The 14,258-nt window shown below is 69.4% G+C and carries 14 protein-coding genes; 10 read left to right on the top strand and 4 right to left on the bottom strand.

The window, feature by feature from the left end; translation table 11 throughout:
• Positions 1-33: 33 nt before the first annotated feature.
• From AB6807_RS12680 to AB6807_RS12650, 7 genes are read left to right on the top strand one after another with little or no spacing between them, the layout of a single operon-like run.
• Entirely contained in the window at positions 34-864 is an 831-nt protein-coding gene (locus tag AB6807_RS12680) for an ABC transporter permease (protein ID WP_116913880.1), read from the top strand.
• Positions 865-872: 8 nt separating this feature from the next.
• The gene (locus AB6807_RS12675; protein ID WP_371084833.1) at positions 873-2,513 is read left to right on the top strand and encodes an ABC transporter ATP-binding protein; all 1,641 of its coding nucleotides are present in this window, start codon (positions 873-875) and stop codon (positions 2,511-2,513) included.
• Positions 2,510-3,730 carry a serine hydrolase domain-containing protein gene (locus AB6807_RS12670; protein WP_371084832.1) on the top strand — a complete coding sequence of 407 codons (1,221 nt, stop codon included), beginning with the start codon at positions 2,510-2,512 and terminating at the stop codon, positions 3,728-3,730. Before AB6807_RS12675 ends, AB6807_RS12670 begins: the two co-directional genes overlap by 4 nt.
• Entirely contained in the window at positions 3,727-4,653 is a 927-nt protein-coding gene (locus tag AB6807_RS12665) for a 2-hydroxyacid dehydrogenase (protein ID WP_371084831.1), read from the top strand. Before AB6807_RS12670 ends, AB6807_RS12665 begins: the two co-directional genes overlap by 4 nt.
• 58 nt (positions 4,654-4,711) lie before the next feature.
• A complete protein-coding gene (locus AB6807_RS12660) occupies positions 4,712-5,698 on the top strand; it encodes an alpha/beta hydrolase (protein ID WP_371084830.1) in 987 nt (328 codons plus the stop codon).
• Between the two features lie 11 nt (positions 5,699-5,709).
• Positions 5,710-6,369 (top strand): FMN-binding negative transcriptional regulator, encoded by a 660-nt coding sequence (locus AB6807_RS12655; RefSeq protein ID WP_371084829.1) that lies wholly within the window; start codon positions 5,710-5,712, stop codon positions 6,367-6,369.
• Between the two features lie 57 nt (positions 6,370-6,426).
• A complete protein-coding gene (locus tag AB6807_RS12650) occupies positions 6,427-7,164 on the top strand; it encodes a class II aldolase/adducin family protein (RefSeq protein WP_371084828.1) in 738 nt (245 codons plus the stop codon).
• Between the two features lie 21 nt (positions 7,165-7,185).
• Here AB6807_RS12650 and AB6807_RS12645 read toward each other — a convergent pair whose 3' ends face one another.
• Complete coding sequence (locus tag AB6807_RS12645) at positions 7,186-9,627, bottom strand: PAS domain-containing protein (RefSeq protein ID WP_371084827.1); 2,442 nt, start codon at positions 9,625-9,627, stop codon at positions 7,186-7,188.
• A 309-nt stretch (positions 9,628-9,936) separates the two neighbouring features.
• On the opposite strand from AB6807_RS12645, the gene AB6807_RS12640 reads away from it, so the two are divergent.
• The 3 genes from AB6807_RS12640 (at position 9,937) to AB6807_RS12630 (ending at position 11,771) form a co-directional block, all read left to right on the top strand.
• The gene (locus AB6807_RS12640; protein WP_371084826.1) at positions 9,937-10,122 is read left to right on the top strand and encodes a hypothetical protein; all 186 of its coding nucleotides are present in this window, start codon (positions 9,937-9,939) and stop codon (positions 10,120-10,122) included.
• 58 nt (positions 10,123-10,180) lie between these two features.
• The gene (locus AB6807_RS12635; protein ID WP_371084825.1) at positions 10,181-10,822 is read left to right on the top strand and encodes a glutathione S-transferase family protein; all 642 of its coding nucleotides are present in this window, start codon (positions 10,181-10,183) and stop codon (positions 10,820-10,822) included.
• A 172-nt stretch (positions 10,823-10,994) separates the two neighbouring features.
• Positions 10,995-11,771 (top strand): IclR family transcriptional regulator, encoded by a 777-nt coding sequence (locus AB6807_RS12630; RefSeq protein ID WP_371084824.1) that lies wholly within the window; start codon positions 10,995-10,997, stop codon positions 11,769-11,771.
• A 28-nt stretch (positions 11,772-11,799) separates the two neighbouring features.
• On the opposite strand, the gene AB6807_RS12625 is transcribed toward AB6807_RS12630, so the two are convergent.
• The 3 genes from AB6807_RS12625 to AB6807_RS12615 are packed head-to-tail and all read right to left on the bottom strand — an operon-like array spanning position 11,800 to position 14,253.
• A complete protein-coding gene (locus AB6807_RS12625) occupies positions 11,800-12,570 on the bottom strand; it encodes a class II aldolase/adducin family protein (RefSeq protein ID WP_371084823.1) in 771 nt (256 codons plus the stop codon).
• Positions 12,567-13,241 (bottom strand): FMN-binding negative transcriptional regulator, encoded by a 675-nt coding sequence (locus AB6807_RS12620; RefSeq protein WP_371084822.1) that lies wholly within the window; start codon positions 13,239-13,241, stop codon positions 12,567-12,569. The genes AB6807_RS12625 and AB6807_RS12620 overlap by 4 nt, the downstream gene beginning before the upstream one ends.
• A 10-nt stretch (positions 13,242-13,251) precedes the next feature.
• Positions 13,252-14,253: an alpha/beta hydrolase fold domain-containing protein gene (locus tag AB6807_RS12615; RefSeq protein WP_371084821.1), complete on the bottom strand. Its 1,002-nt coding sequence runs from the start codon at positions 14,251-14,253 to the stop codon at positions 13,252-13,254.
• Positions 14,254-14,258: the final 5 nt, after the last annotated feature.

Genomic DNA, 14,258 nt, shown 5'->3' with positions numbered 1-14,258 from the left:
GACAAGCGCTGCACACGCCTCTACAAGCCCCCAATGAAAGCCACTCTGCGTTCTTTTCTTCGCCACCCGAGCGGCATGCTCGGCCTGGTGATATTGCTGGCCGTCGTCGTGCTGGCGCTGACCGCGCCGGTGTTCTTCCCCGGCGACCCCTGGGACACCTCCGCCGCGCCCTTCACGCCGCCGGGCACCGACGGCCTGCTGCTGGGCAGCGACAGCCTGGGGCGCGACATTGCCTCGGGCATCGCGCACGGCACGCGCGTGTCGCTCATGATCGGGCTGGCCTCCACGCTGGTGGCGCTGGTCATCGGCGTGGTGGTGGGGGCCCTGTCGGGCTACCTGGGCGGGCGCATCGGCGAGGCGCTGATGCGCTTCACCGAGCTGTTCCAGACCATTCCGGCGTTCATGCTGTGCATCCTGCTGGTGGCCATCCTGGAGCCTTCCATCCGCACCATCGTGATCGCCATCGCGCTGGTGAGCTGGCCGCAGGTGGCGCGCCTCACGCGCGGCGAGTTCCTGAGCCTGAAGGAGCGCGAGTTCGTGCAGGCCGCGCGCTGCCAGGGCGAGTCGCCACTGTCGCTCATCGTGCGCTACATCCTGCCGAACGCGCTGTCGCCCATCATCGTGGCGGGCTCGCTGAGCATCGCCAGCGCCATCCTCATCGAGAGCGCGCTGAGCTTCATGGGCCTGGGCGACCCCAACCTCATGAGCTGGGGTTTCATGATCGGCGCGGCGCGCACCATGCTGCGCCAGGCGTGGTGGATGAGCTTTTTTCCCGGCCTGGCCATCCTGCTGACGGTGCTGGCCATCAACCTCGTGGGCGAAGGCCTGAACGACGTGCTCAACCCACGAATCTCGCGCAAGTGACCACGCCCATGACGACACCTTCCGCTCCCCTGCTGTCGATCCAGGACCTCTCCATCGTGCTGCCCAGTTCCGGCGACCGCAGCTACGCGGTCGACCGGCTCTCGCTGGACATTGCCGAGAACGAAATCGTGTGCCTGGTCGGTGAGTCCGGCTCGGGCAAGTCGATGACGGCGCACGCCATCCTCGGGCTGCTGCCGCCGCGCGTGAAGCTCGACGCCAAGAGCCGCGTGCTGCTCGAAGGCGCCGACCTCACCAGGCTCGACGCGGCCGGCATGCGCAAGCTGCGCGGCGAGCGCATCGCCATGGTGTTCCAGGAGCCGATGAGCGCGCTCAACCCACTGCAGCGCATCGGCGCGCAGGTGGCCGAGGCGCTGCAGCTGCACAACACGGCGGGCCTGGCGGCATCGGCCATCGAGGAGCGCTGCATCGCGCTGATCGAGGCGGTGGGCCTGCCCGCGCCCCGGCAGATCGCGCGCAGCTACCCGTTCCAGCTCTCGGGCGGCCAGCGCCAGCGCGTGATGATCGCCATGGCCCTGCTGAACAACCCGCGCCTGCTGCTGGCCGACGAGCCCACCACCGCGCTGGACGTGACCACGCAGCGCCAGATTCTCGACCTGATACAGAAGCTGCAGGCCGAGCGCCGCATGGGGGTGCTCTTCATCACGCACGACTTCGGCGTGGTGGCCGACATTGCCGACCGCGTGGTGGTGATGCGCCACGGCCGCGTGGTGGAGCACGGCACGCGCGACGAGGTGCTGCGCAACCCGCAGCACGAATACACGCGCAAGCTCATCGACGCGGTGCCGGGCCGCCAGGCGCGCAGCACGCCGCTGCGCACGCGCACCGAGCCGCTGCTGAAGATTTCGCAGCTGCGCAAGACCTTCGTGTCGAAGTCGGGCATGTTCGCGCCGCCACGCACCGTGGTGGCGGCCGACGGCATCGACCTGGCCATCGAAGACGGCGAAACCGTGTCGGTGGTCGGTGAATCGGGCTCGGGCAAGTCCACGCTCGGGCGCATGGTGATGCGGCTGATGACGCCCGACAGCGGCGACATCGCCTTCGCGGGCCGCTCCATCCTGTCGCAGGACGCCGCGGCGCTGCGCGAATACCGGCGCCAGGTGCAGATCATTTTCCAGGACCCCTTCGCCTCGCTGAACCCGCGCCAGAAGGTGGGCGACGCCATTGCGCGCGGCCCGATGATCTTCGGCACGCCGCGCGCCGAAGCCCTGAAGATGGCCGCCGCGCTGCTCGAGCGCGTGGGGCTGGGCGCCTCGGCCGTGGGCCGCTTTCCGCACGAGTTCTCGGGCGGGCAACGCCAGCGCATTTCGATTGCACGCGCGCTGGCGCTGAAGCCGCGCCTGCTCATCGCCGACGAGGCCGTGTCGGCGCTGGACGTGTCGATCCAGTCGCAGGTGCTGGCGCTGCTGGCGGAGCTGAAGGCCGAGCTGGGGCTGACGATGATGTTCATCACGCACGACCTGCGCGTGGCCGCGGAAATTTCGAACTCGGTGGTGGTGATGCGCAAGGGCCAGATCGTGGAGCGCGGCGCGCCGGGGCAGCTGTTCAGCGCGCCGCAGCACGACTACACGCGGCAGCTGCTCGGCGCGATGCCGGGCCTCGACTACTTCGAACACAAGCTCGCGGCATGACGGCGCCTGTGGAACTGGGCTGGCGCATGGGTGCGCCCCGCCTGTCGGAAGACCCCGATGCCTGGTCGGCACCGCGGGTGCGCGAACGCTTCAGCGCCCTGCGCGAGAGCGTGCCCACCGCGCAGGTGTGGCGCGGCGACGGGCCCGTGAGCGAGCTGCCATATGCGCTGCGCGACGACATCGACGCGGTGGCCTTCACGCCGCTGGGCGGCACCGCCTCCATGGCACAGATGGCACCGATGACCTGGCGCCAGTCGCTGGCCGCCAACCACACCGACGGCATCGTGGTGCTGCACAAGGGCCGCATCGTCTACGAGCACTACGACGGCCCGCTGCAGCCGCACACGCCGCACGTGTGCATGTCGGTCACCAAGTCGCTGGTGGGCACGCTGGCCGCCGCCGAGATGGTGGCGGGCCGCCTCGACCCCGACGCGCTGGTGACCGCCTACGTGCCCGAGCTGGAGGCCAGCGCCTGGGGCAACGCCACCGTGCGCCAGGTGATGGACATGACCACCGCGCTCGAATACGACGAGGACTACACGCGCCCCGGCGCCGAGGTGTGGTCGTACCTGCGCGCGGCCGGCCAGCTGCCGCGCGAGCCCGGCGTGATCGACCCCGCGGGCATTCGCGCCTTCCTGTGCACGGTGCAGCGCAACGACTGGCACGGCGAGGCCTTCGCGTACAAGACCGCCAACACCGAGGTGCTGGCCTGGGTGCTGTGCAACGTGACCGGGCAAACGCTGCAGCAACTGGTGCAGGAGCGCCTGTGGCGGCCCATGGGCGCGGAGCACGACGCGTACTTCGGCGTCGACGGCAAGCGCCTGGCCGGCGCGGGCGGCGCCTTCAACGGCACGCTGCGCGACATGGCGCGCTTCGGCGAGGTGATGCGCGGCAACGGCTTCTTCAACGGCCGCCAGATCGTGCCCGAGGCGGCCGTGGCCGACATTCGCCAGGGCGCGGCCCCCGCGCACTTCGCGCGTGCCGGCTACGCGCTGCTGAAGGGCTGGAGCTACCGCCACATGTGGTGGGTGACGCACAACGCCCACGGCGCGTACTGCGCGCGCGGCATCCACGGCCAGGGCATCTACATCGACCCCGTGGCCAAGATGACCATCGCGCGCTTCGCCTCGCACCCCCGGGCCGGCAACGCCGGGCTCGACCCCACCACCCTGCCGGCGTACCACGCGCTGGCGCAGCACCTTCTCGCCACCCCATGACCACCGTTGCACTGCTGAGCCGTTCCGCCGACCTCGACTTCCTGCGCCCGCTGCTGCTGGCCGCCGACCCCACGCTGGACATCGCCACCTGGCCCGACCCGCGCTGCCTCGACGCCGAGGTGGCCGCCTGCTGGCAGTCGCCGCCGGACATCTACGCGCGCATGCCGAACCTGAAACTGGTGCACAGCATTGCCGCGGGTGTGGACAACGTGGTGGCCGGGCAGGACCTGCGTGGCCTGCCGGTGTGCCGCGTGGTCGATCCGCTGCTGGCCGACGGCATGCTGCAGTTCGTGCTGTGGGGCGTGCTGCACTTTCACCGCAAGCTCGACCAGGCGATGGCCAGCCAGCGCCAGCAGCAATGGAAGCGCCCGCTGCAGACGCCCGCGTCGTCCTGCCGCGTGGGGCTGATGGGCCTGGGCGAGCTGGGCGGGCACATTGCCTCGTACCTGCCCTCGCTGGGCTACACGGTGAGCGGCTGGGCGCGCAGCGCGCGCGAGATGCCGGGCGTGACGGTGTTCAGCGGCGAGGCGGGGCTGCAGCCCTTCCTGGCGCAGACCGACGTGCTGGTGTGCCTGCTGCCGCTCACGCCGCAGACGCGCGGCATCCTGAACGCGCGCACCTTCGCGGCGCTGCCCCGGGGCAGCACGCTCATTCACTGCGGGCGGGGCGAGCACCTGGTCGAGGCCGACCTGCTGGCCGCGCTGGACAGCGGCCAGCTGCGCGGTGCCGTGATCGACGTGTTCGAGCAGGAGCCGCTGCCGGCCGACAACCCGCTGTGGACCGCGCCGGGCGTGGTCGTCACGCCGCACATGGCGACCATGGCCGCCTTCGACGTGGTCGCCTCGCAGATTGCGCGCAACGTGGCGCAGCTGCGCGCGGGCGCGCCACTTTTCAACCAGGTGGACATGGCGCGCGGGTACTGAGCGCCTGTTCGTCCTTTCTTTTCCGTTCCCTTTCCTGTAGCCCAACAAGCAACGCACCATGACCCAACTCGACCCCGCATTCGCCGCTTCGATGGAGGGCGCCGCGCCCGCGCCGCTCGACCCGCAGGTCCGCGACTTCGCGCAACGCATGGCCGCCGACGCCTCGAAGTACCCGCGCCGCGACACCGTCTCGATGGCCGAAGGCCGTGACATTGCCGAGAAGGTGCGCGCGCCCTGGACCGAAGGCGGCCCGAAGATGGCGCGCACCGTGAACCGCATGATTCCCACGCGCCACGGCGAGATCGAGATGCGCGTTCACTACCCCGCCGAGGTGAAGATGCCCGGCGTGTTCCTGTACATCCACGGCGGCGGTTTCGTGCTTTTCAGCATCGACACCCATGACCGCCTGATGCGCGAGTACGCGCAGCGCGCGGGCATCGTGGTGGTGGGCATCAACTACACGCGTGCGCCCGAGGCGCGCTTTCCGCAGCCCATCGAGGAGTGCGTGGACACGGTGACCTGGCTGCTGGCCAACGCCGCGGACATCGGCTTCGACCCGGCGCAGTTCTTCATCGGCGGCGACTCGGCCGGCGGCAACCTGTCGCTGAACACCTGCCTGCACTTTCGCGACCACGGCGCGAGCCCCATCAAGGGCATGGTGCTGAACTACACCGGCTTCAGCACCAACCTGTACCGCGACTCGGTGGTGCGCTACGGCGCGGGCGACTACGGCCTCTCGCTGCACATGATGGTCTGGTTCTACCGCAACTACCTGCGCCGCACGGAAGACTTCACCGACCCGCGCATGAACCTGCTGGCCGCGCAGCTCGAAGGCATTCCGCCGGCGTTCATGGTCATCACCGAGTGCGACCCGCTGTACGACGACAACATCGACATGGTGGAGAAGATGAAGGCCGCCGGCGTGCAGGTGGAGGCCAAGGTCTACAAGGGCACGGTGCACAGCTTTCTGGAGGCGGTGTCCATCGCCGACGTGGCCGGCGTGGCCTTCGACGACACCGCGGCCTGGCTGCACCGCCACGCCTGAGGACCGCGCCGATGTACACGCCCCCGGCCTATGCCGAGCAAGACGAGGTGCTGCTGCGCGCGCGCATGCGCGAATGGAGCTTTGCCACGCTGGTGACCCACGGTGACAACGGCCTGAACGCCACGCACCTGCCTTTCCTGGTGGACGAGGAAGGCCCGGACGGCACCGCCCACATACACGCCAGCCACGGCCTGCTCACCACCCACCTGGCGCGCGGCAACCCGCAGTTCCACGACCTGAAGGCCGGCGCGCCCGCGCTGGTGATCTTCCAGGGGCCGCACGCCTTCATCTCGCCGAGCTGGTACGAGAACCGCATGACCTTTCCCACCTGGAACTACACCGCCATCCACGTGCAGGGCACGCCCGAGGTGGTGGAAGACGCCGACGCCATCCGCGCGGTGCTGGAGCGCACCGTGGCCACCTACGACACGCCGCTGGGCGGCGACTGGTCGTTTCCCGGAGTGCCGGCCGACTACACCGCGCTGCGCCTGAAGGCGATTGCCGCGGTGCGCATTCCCATCGCGCGCATCGAGGGAAAGATGAAGCTCAACCAGGACAAGCCGGTGGCCGACCGCCTCGGCGTGATCGCCGCGCTGGAGCGCCAGGGCGACGCGCAGAGCCTGGCGGTGGCCGCACTCATCCGGCAGCAACCCGGCGTCGCCGCCACCTGACGCGCACATCAGGCTCCTCACGCACATCACGCCTTCAAGCACCTACCGACCCGACCCATGACAAGCACAGAGACACTCCCCGTCGAGGACGCCGAAGCCCGCACGCGCCACGACCTGGCCGCGCTGTACCGGCTGATCGCGCACTTCAAGATGACCGATCTGGTCGACACGCACATCAGTGCGCGCATTCCGGGCACGCCCGATCACTTCCTCATCAACCGCTACGGCGTGCTGTTCCACGAGATGCAGCCGCACGACCTGGTGAAGATCGACCCGAGCGGCAAGGCCGTGAACGCCGACGAGGCACCGCAGCGCGTGAACGCGGCGGGCTTCACCATTCATTCGGCCGTGCACATGGCGCGCCACGACCTGGCCTGCGTCATTCACACGCACACGGCCGACGGCATCGCGGTTTCGTGCATGGAAGAGGGGCTGCTGCCCATCACCCAGCACGCGCTGAAGTTCTACGGCCACCTGGGCTACCACGACTACGAGGGCATCGCGCTGGACCTGGACGAGCGCGAGCGGCTGGTGAGGAGCCTGGGCGAGCACCGCGTGATGATCCTGCGCAACCACGGCCTGCTGGCCGCGGGGCGCAGCATTGCCGAGGCCTTCCTGAACATCTACTTCCTGGAGCGGGCGTGCCAGGCGCAGGTGAAGGCGCTGAGCGGTGGGCGCAAGCTGAGCATGCCTTCGCAGGCGGTGTGCGAGCGCACGGCGGCGCAGTTCAACCGCGGCGAGGGGCTGGCACACGCGCAGTTCGCGTGGGAGTCGGCGCTGCGGCTGATCGACTGATCGACTGAAAAGAACGGCGTTCTAACGCCCCAGCAGCTCGCCCACCTTGCGCAGCAGCGCATCGGCATCGAAGGGCTTCACCATCAGCTCCACGTCACCGCGCAGCAGCGCGGCGTCGCTGGCCACGTGCGCCGCGTAGCCCGTCATCAAGATCACGCGCATGTCCGGCATGCGCGACAACGCGAAGTCGGCCAGTTGCCGGCCGTTGGGGCCGGGCAGCCCGACGTCGGACAGCAGCAGGTCGATGGGCGCCGAGCGCTCCAGCAAGGCCATGCCCTGCGCGCCGTCGCTCGCCTCCAGCACCTGGTAGCCCTGGTCGCGCAGCAGCTCGACGGCCATGCGCCGCACCACCTCGTCGTCTTCCACCACCAGAATCTGGCGCTGCGACGCGCTGGGCGACGGCATGTCGGGCAGCGCCACGCTGGCGGGCACCGCGAGCGCGGTGGCGCGCGGCAGGTACAGGTTGACCGCGGTGCCGATGCCTTCGACGCTTTCGAGCACCACGGTGCCCTGCGACTGGCGGGCGTAGCCGTAGATCATCGACAGCCCGAGCCCGGTGCCCTGCCCCAGCGGCTTGGTGGTGAAGAAGGGCTCGAAGGCCTGCGCCATCACCGCGTTCGACATGCCCACGCCGGTGTCGCGCACGGCCACGCGCACGTAGTCGCCGGCGGCCAGGCCCTCGATGCGCGCGGCCTGCGCCGCCGTGAGCGCCACGTTGGACAGCGCGATGGTCAGCGTGCCGCCGTCGGGCATGGCGTCGCGCGCGTTGATGGTCAGGTTGAGCACCGCGCTGTCGAACTGGTGCGGGTCGGTCAGCACGTCCCAGGCGTCGGGCGCCTCGTCGATGACCAGCGTCACGTTCTCGCCCACGGCGTTGCGCAGGATGGCTTCCAGCCCGCGCAGCGCCGAGCTGAGGGAAATGCTGCGGTTGACCAGCGGCTGCCTGCGCGAAAACGCCAGCAGCCGCTGCGTGATGGAGGCGGCGCGCCGCGCCGATTCGAGCCCGGCCTCGATGTAGCGCTCCAGCCCCTCGTACTTCTGCGCGGCCACGCGCTTGCGAATGAGCTGCAGCGGCATCACGATGCCCTGCAGCATGTTGTTGAAGTCGTGCGCGATGCCTCCGGTGAGCTGGCCCAGCGCGTCCATCTTCTGCGACTGGCGCAGTTGCTCCTCGAGCTGGCGCTGGCGCGTCATGTCGATGCCCACGCCGGTGCGGCGCACCGCGTGGCCGGCCTCGTCGAAGTAGGTGTGGCCGCGCGAGAGCACGGCGCGCACCGAGCCGTCGGGGTGGCAGATGCGGTACTCGAGCTCCAGCTCGCCTTCGGTCTGCAGGCCGCCCGACATGGTCTGCTGCAGGCGCGGCATGTCTTCGGGGTGCACGTTGGCCAGGAAGCCGCGGCGCGAGATGCCGTTGGCGGCCACCGTCGCGTCGAGCCCGTACAGCTCGGAGATGGCCGCGTCGCAGTAGAACTTGTCGACCGCCACCAGGTACGACCACACGCCCACGCCACCCGTGGCGCCGAGCGCGAGGCGGGTGAAATCTTCGGAGTCCTGCAGCGCGCGCGTGCGCTGGTCGACCTGCCGTTCCAGCGACGCCGCCAGCGCCAGCAGGCGCGCCTCGCTTTCGGCCAGCTCGGCCTTGGCGCGCACATGCTCGGTGGTGTCGTAGCCGCCCACGAAGATGCCCAGCACCTGGCCATCGTCGCCGTGGATGGGCTCGTAGAGCAGGTCGATGTAGCGGGTGCCCTGCCCGCCGTCCTTGCCCTGCAGCTTCAGCGGCAGCGCCTTGGCGTGCACCGGCTGGCCGGTGGCGTACACGCCGTCGAGCAGTTCGTAGATGCCCTGGCCCTCCAGCTCGGGAAACACCTCGCGCACCGTGCGCCCCAAAAATTCGCGCGGGCCGGAGATGGCCACGTAGGCGTCGTTCACGTAGGTGTACACATGCGTGGGCCCGGCCAGCACGGCGACGAAGCCGGGCATCTGCTGCAGCAGCTGGTTCTGCCGCTTGCGTTCGCCCTGCAGCCGGCGGTCGGCCAGCACCTTGCCGGTGGTTTCCACCACCGTGTCCAAAATGCCCAGCACCTCGCCGTGCTCGTCGTACAGCGGGCTGTAGCAGAAGGTGAAGAAGGCGTCTTCCAGGAAGCCGCGGCGGTCGGCGCGCACCAGGTAGTCCTCGATGAAGGTCGACTCGCCCTGCATGGCCTTCTCGGCGATGGGGCGCAGGTCGGCCCAGGCTTTGCTCCAGGTGACGCGCATCGGCTGGCCGAGCGCCTCCGGCTTGTCGCCGAGCAGCACGCGGTAGCCGTCGTTGTAGATGGCGACAAAGTCCGCGCCCCAGAAGATGCAGGCCGGAAAGTCAGACGACAGCATGTTGTCGACCGAGATCTTCAGCGCGGCGGGCCAGGTGTCGATCGCGCCGACGGCCGTGGCGGCCCAGTCGAACGCGCGAATGCGCGCGCCCATGGCGCCGCCGCCGGAATGGAAGGCGGAACTGCGCCGGCCGCTCACGGGCGCCGGGCGCCGGCTGGGGCAGCGCTGAGTTGCGTGGGACCAGTGCAGGGATCGGTGCGGAGATCGGTGCGCATGAGAAGACGAAGGGGGTACGTGGCTGGTTCAGGAAGGCCGCCGCGGCGACATGCGGAAGGTGCCTTTCGGGCGCGGGTGGCATCTTAATTTGCGTCTGCCCGCCCACAACGGGTGGAGTCCCGATGGCCGACGGGTCAGGCGCTCGGCCTACAGGCAATGCGGCGGCGTGCACCTACAACGAATCCCATGCAAGATCGGCGTCGCCTCATCGAACTCATCCAGAGCCTGTCCAGGCAGGAAAGCGCCCGCCAGCCCACGGCCGAGCAGTGGCTGCGCGAGCAGGACGAGAAAAAAGCCAGGAACGGCGCGTCGGACACCGCGGCGGATGACCCGATGAAGGCAGACGACCCTCCGGACAATCCCGTCGCCTGACGACCTGACGACCTGACGCCTCCATCTGCATCTTCACTTGCACGTTCACCTGCACCCCATGCTCAAGATCCACCACCTCGGCCACTCCCAATCCGAACGCATCGTCTGGCTCTGCGAAGAGCTCGGCATTCCCTACGACCTCCAGCACTACACGCGCGACGCCGTCACCCGCCTTTCGCCACCCGAGCTGGTCGCGCTGCACCCGCTGGGCGCGGCCCCGGTCATCGAAGACGGCGAACTCATGCTGGCCGAGTCGGCCGCGGTCGTCGAATACATCATCGTGAAGCACGGCGGCGGCCGGCTGAAGCCCGGGCCCGAGCATGCGGACTACGCCTCCTTCCTGTACTGGTTTCACTTCTCGAACGGCAACCTGCAGCCGGTGGTCGGGCGGCTGATGATGGCGAGCCGGGCCAAGCTGGCGCCGGACCACCCGGTGCTGGCGTCGGCGCAGAGCCGGCTCGACCGCGTGCTGGCGCTGGTGGAAACACGGCTGGGCGAGGCGCCCTTCCTGGCGGGCAGCGAGTTCACGGCGGCGGACATCATGAGCGTGTTCTCGCTCACGACGATGCGGCTGTTCCAGCCGCTGGACCTGGCGGCGTACCCGAACATTCGCGCGTACCTGCAGCGCATCGGGGAGCGGCCGGCGTACCGCCGGGCGATGGCGAAGGGTGATCCGGACCTGGTGCCGATGCTCGGTTGAGGCGCAGGGCACCGGGGAACGTCGGCGGGGGACGGCGAAGCGCCTTGCCGCACGTGCATATCGTTAATCGCGCTTCAGGCATTGCGATGCAATACTCTTGCGCTATCCTCTGGGTTTCGCGCCCCGCCCCCGCTTTCCGCGCCAAAAAGCCCCAAGAAGGCCCACCCACCGAATGACCGCTCGCCCCGACACGCTCTACATCCAGTCGCTCGCCAAGGGCATGAAGGTGCTGGAGTGCTTCGCCGACCATCCGGCGCCGCTCAGCCTGAACGACATTGCCGAGTTCTGCGAGATGGACCGCAGCGCCGCCCAGCGCATGGCCTACACGCTGGTGACGCTGGGCTACCTCGAGCGTGGCATCAACGGCCGGGGATACGTGCTGGGCAAGAAGATACTGGAGCGCACCTTCGACTACCTGCGCAGCGTGCCCCTGCTGGAGCGCGCCACCCCGCTCATCGTCGACGTGCAGCGCGAATCGGGCGAGCGCGTGGAGCTGAGCCTGTTCGACGACCTCACCATCATCTTCGCGCTGCGCCGCCAGACCAAGCGCCAGACCTACACCACCACGCTGATCGGGCGGCGGCTCGCGACCATCCACACCGCCAGCGGCCGATCGATCATGTCGCACCTGCCCGCTGAAGAAGTCGACAGCATCCTCGCGCGCTCCGTCGCCACGCCGCTCACTTCGCGCACCGTGACCGATGCGGCGCAGATCCGCGAGCTCATCGCCAGGAGCGCGGCCGACGGCTACGCCATAGCGTCGGAAGAAAGCATGCTCGGCGAGATCAGCCTGGCCAGCGCGGTGCTGGACAACGAGAACCGCCCGATTGCCGCCATCGACATCTCGGGCTCGCTGGCCGACTGGAGCCCCGACGCCTTCGCCAAGCGCTTCGCGCCGATGCTCATGAGCGCCACCAAGGCGCTCAGCGGCAAGGCCGGGCTCTCCTGAGCTACCGGCAGCTACCGGCCACCCGGCCTCATAACAGCCGCAGCGCCGCGGCCCATACGCGGTTGCAGTAAGCCATGGCGGTGGGCCGCTCGAACTGCCGCGCGGTGCGCTCGCAGACTTCGGCCGACGGGTACACCAGCTCGTCCCCCCCCGAGGTGGCCTTGATCTGCGCCTGGCACGCGCGCTCCAGGAAGTAGATGTTCACGAAGGCTTCGGGAATGGTCGTGCCCGCTGCCAGCAGCCCGTGGTTGCGCAACACCATCGCCTTGTGCGGCCCCAGGTCGGCCACCAGGCGCTCGCGCTCCTGCAGGTCGACCGCGATGCCTTCGTAGTCGTGGTAGCCCAGCCGGTCGTAGAAGCGCAGCGCGTGCTGCGTGATGGGCAGCAGCCCCTTGGCGCGGCAGGCCACTGCGATGCCGTCGGCGGTGTGCGTGTGGATGACGCAGGCCAGGTCGTGGCGCGCCATGTGCACGGCCGAGTGGATGGTGAAGCCGGCGGCGTTCACGCGGTTGGTGGTTTCCGGGTCGCCGGGGTCGACGGGCCTGCCGTCGGTATCGATCTTCACCAGGTCCTGCGGACGCATCTCGTGGAAGAGCACGCCGTAGCGGTTGATGAGAAAGTGGTTCTCCGGCCCCGGCACGCGCGCGCTGATGTGCGTGTCGATCAGGTCGGTCATCTTGAAATGCGCGACCAGGCGGTAGAGCGCGGCCAGGTCCTCGCGCACCTGCGCTTCGGTCTGCGCGGCAGCAGGCGTGGCGGCATCAGCCGGGCTCTGGAGGGGAATGTCTGCGAGGTTCATGCGGTGCTTTCCATCGAAGGGACTTGCAGGGCCTCGCGCATGTCGGGCTGCGCGCGAATGAGGCCCGCCATCTGCAGGCTCTGCGCATCGCCCTGCGCCTGCAGCGCGGCGATGACGCCCAGCCGGTCTTCGACCGTCTTGTCCTGGTTGAGCTTCATTTTCCCGGTGAGCGTGGCAATCGGGATCTCGAGCGTGGCAATGACCCGCAGGCGCGAGCCGGTATGCGACATCGGGATCTTCTCGAAGTCCCAGCTGCCGCCCAGCGGCGTGTCGTAGTGGGCGACGGTGCGGCGCAGCACCTCCATCACCTTGTCTTCGTCCTCGCTCACGCGCGGCTTGCCGCGCGCGTGGATGAGCGTGTAGTTCCAGGTCGGGAAGGTCATCTGGTGGCGGTACCAGCTGGGCGACACGAAGGCGTGCGGGCCCTGGAAGATGACCAGCACCTCCTCGGCCGCCAGCAGGTCTGCATAGAGCGGGTCGTGGCGCGGCAGGTGGGTGACGAGCGTGCCGAAGGTCGCGGCCTCGCTGGTCGCGCTGTCGAGCAGGAAGGGCAGCATCGACGACTGGATGCCGCCCGCGCCCTGCGTCACCAGCGTGGCGAAGCTCCACGCGCGCATGCCCGCGTGCAGCGCGGCCGTGTCTGTCTCGGCGTAGGCCGGTTGGACGAACATGGCGCGGCCCTCAGCTCGAAAGCGCGGCGGCAGCCGAGCGCTCGCGCAGCCAGCGCGCCGTGTCCTCGAAGGCCTCCACGGCCAGGTCCGAGATCGAGACCGCCTCCAGAAAGCTGTGCGCCGCGCCGGCGTACACCTTCATGCGCACGTCGTTGCCGGCGTCGCGCAGCATCTGCTCCAGCTCGATCATGTCGTCGTGCACCGGATCGCACTCCGCCACCACCAGCCAGGCCGGCGGCAGGCCGTGCAGCTCGGCGCGCAGGATGTCCATGCGCGGGTCGGTCAGGTCGGCGCCGCTGGCCACGTGCATGGCGCGGAACCACATCATGCTGAGCAGCGACAGGCCGTAGTCGCCGCCGCCGTACTGGATGACCGAGTTGCGGTACAGGTTGCTGCTGACGCTGCCGTAGTTCAGCACGATGCCCTTCAGCAGCTGCTCGCCGCGGTCGCGCAGCTCCAGGCTGGCGCCCATCGAGAAGTTGGCGCCGGCCGAGTCGCCGCCCACGAAGAGCTGCGCCGCATCCACATCCAGCAGCGCGCCGTTCGCCGCCACCCAGCGCAGCACGTCGGCGCACTCCTGCATGGGGCGCGGAAACTTGGCGTCGGGCGCGCGGGTGTAGTGCACGCCGACGACGACGATGCCCGCGCGCTGCGCGTATTCGCGCATCACGCGGTCGTGCGTGTCCAGGCTGCCCAGCACGAAGCCGCCGCCGTGCAGGTAGACGAACACGCCGGGCAGCGCGCGCTGCACCGGGTAGTGCGCGCGCACGCGCACCTCGCCATGGCGCGTGGGCACGGTGTGCTCGACCGACCGGGCCATGACCGGCCCGCCCACGACCCAGCGCTTGCGCACGGTCTCGGCGATTTCGCGCGCCTCGGCGATCGACACCGTCTCGCGGCGGCCGAACTGGCCGGCGTCGGCGTCCATGGCGCGCACGAACTGCGCCACCTGCGGGTCCAGCGGCGAGCGGGTGGGAATGGGAACGGAAATGGCGGGGTCTTCGAAACTCATGGGTT

The organism is Variovorax sp. RCC_210, assembly GCF_041355175.1.
Lineage (GTDB): Bacteria > Pseudomonadota > Gammaproteobacteria > Burkholderiales > Burkholderiaceae_C > Variovorax.
Note: the sequence above shows the minus strand (reverse complement) of the source record. Positions and strands in the feature narration are given on the sequence as shown.

Coding starts and splice junctions, on each gene's coding strand:
- AB6807_RS12665 (WP_371084831.1), top strand. CDS start 3,727: ATGACCACCGTTGCACTGCTGAGCCGTTCCGCCGACCTCGACTTCCTG.
- AB6807_RS12680 (WP_116913880.1), top strand. CDS start 34: ATGAAAGCCACTCTGCGTTCTTTTCTTCGCCACCCGAGCGGCATGCTC.
- AB6807_RS12675 (WP_371084833.1), top strand. CDS start 873: ATGACGACACCTTCCGCTCCCCTGCTGTCGATCCAGGACCTCTCCATC.
- AB6807_RS12630 (WP_371084824.1), top strand. CDS start 10,995: ATGACCGCTCGCCCCGACACGCTCTACATCCAGTCGCTCGCCAAGGGC.
- AB6807_RS12650 (WP_371084828.1), top strand. CDS start 6,427: ATGACAAGCACAGAGACACTCCCCGTCGAGGACGCCGAAGCCCGCACG.
- AB6807_RS12625 (WP_371084823.1), bottom strand. CDS start 12,570: ATGAACCTCGCAGACATTCCCCTCCAGAGCCCGGCTGATGCCGCCACG.
- AB6807_RS12645 (WP_371084827.1), bottom strand. CDS start 9,627: ATGGGCGCGCGCATTCGCGCGTTCGACTGGGCCGCCACGGCCGTCGGC.
- AB6807_RS12640 (WP_371084826.1), top strand. CDS start 9,937: ATGCAAGATCGGCGTCGCCTCATCGAACTCATCCAGAGCCTGTCCAGG.
- AB6807_RS12655 (WP_371084829.1), top strand. CDS start 5,710: ATGTACACGCCCCCGGCCTATGCCGAGCAAGACGAGGTGCTGCTGCGC.
- AB6807_RS12660 (WP_371084830.1), top strand. CDS start 4,712: ATGACCCAACTCGACCCCGCATTCGCCGCTTCGATGGAGGGCGCCGCG.
- AB6807_RS12620 (WP_371084822.1), bottom strand. CDS start 13,241: ATGTTCGTCCAACCGGCCTACGCCGAGACAGACACGGCCGCGCTGCAC.
- AB6807_RS12670 (WP_371084832.1), top strand. CDS start 2,510: ATGACGGCGCCTGTGGAACTGGGCTGGCGCATGGGTGCGCCCCGCCTG.
- AB6807_RS12635 (WP_371084825.1), top strand. CDS start 10,181: ATGCTCAAGATCCACCACCTCGGCCACTCCCAATCCGAACGCATCGTC.
- AB6807_RS12615 (WP_371084821.1), bottom strand. CDS start 14,253: ATGAGTTTCGAAGACCCCGCCATTTCCGTTCCCATTCCCACCCGCTCG.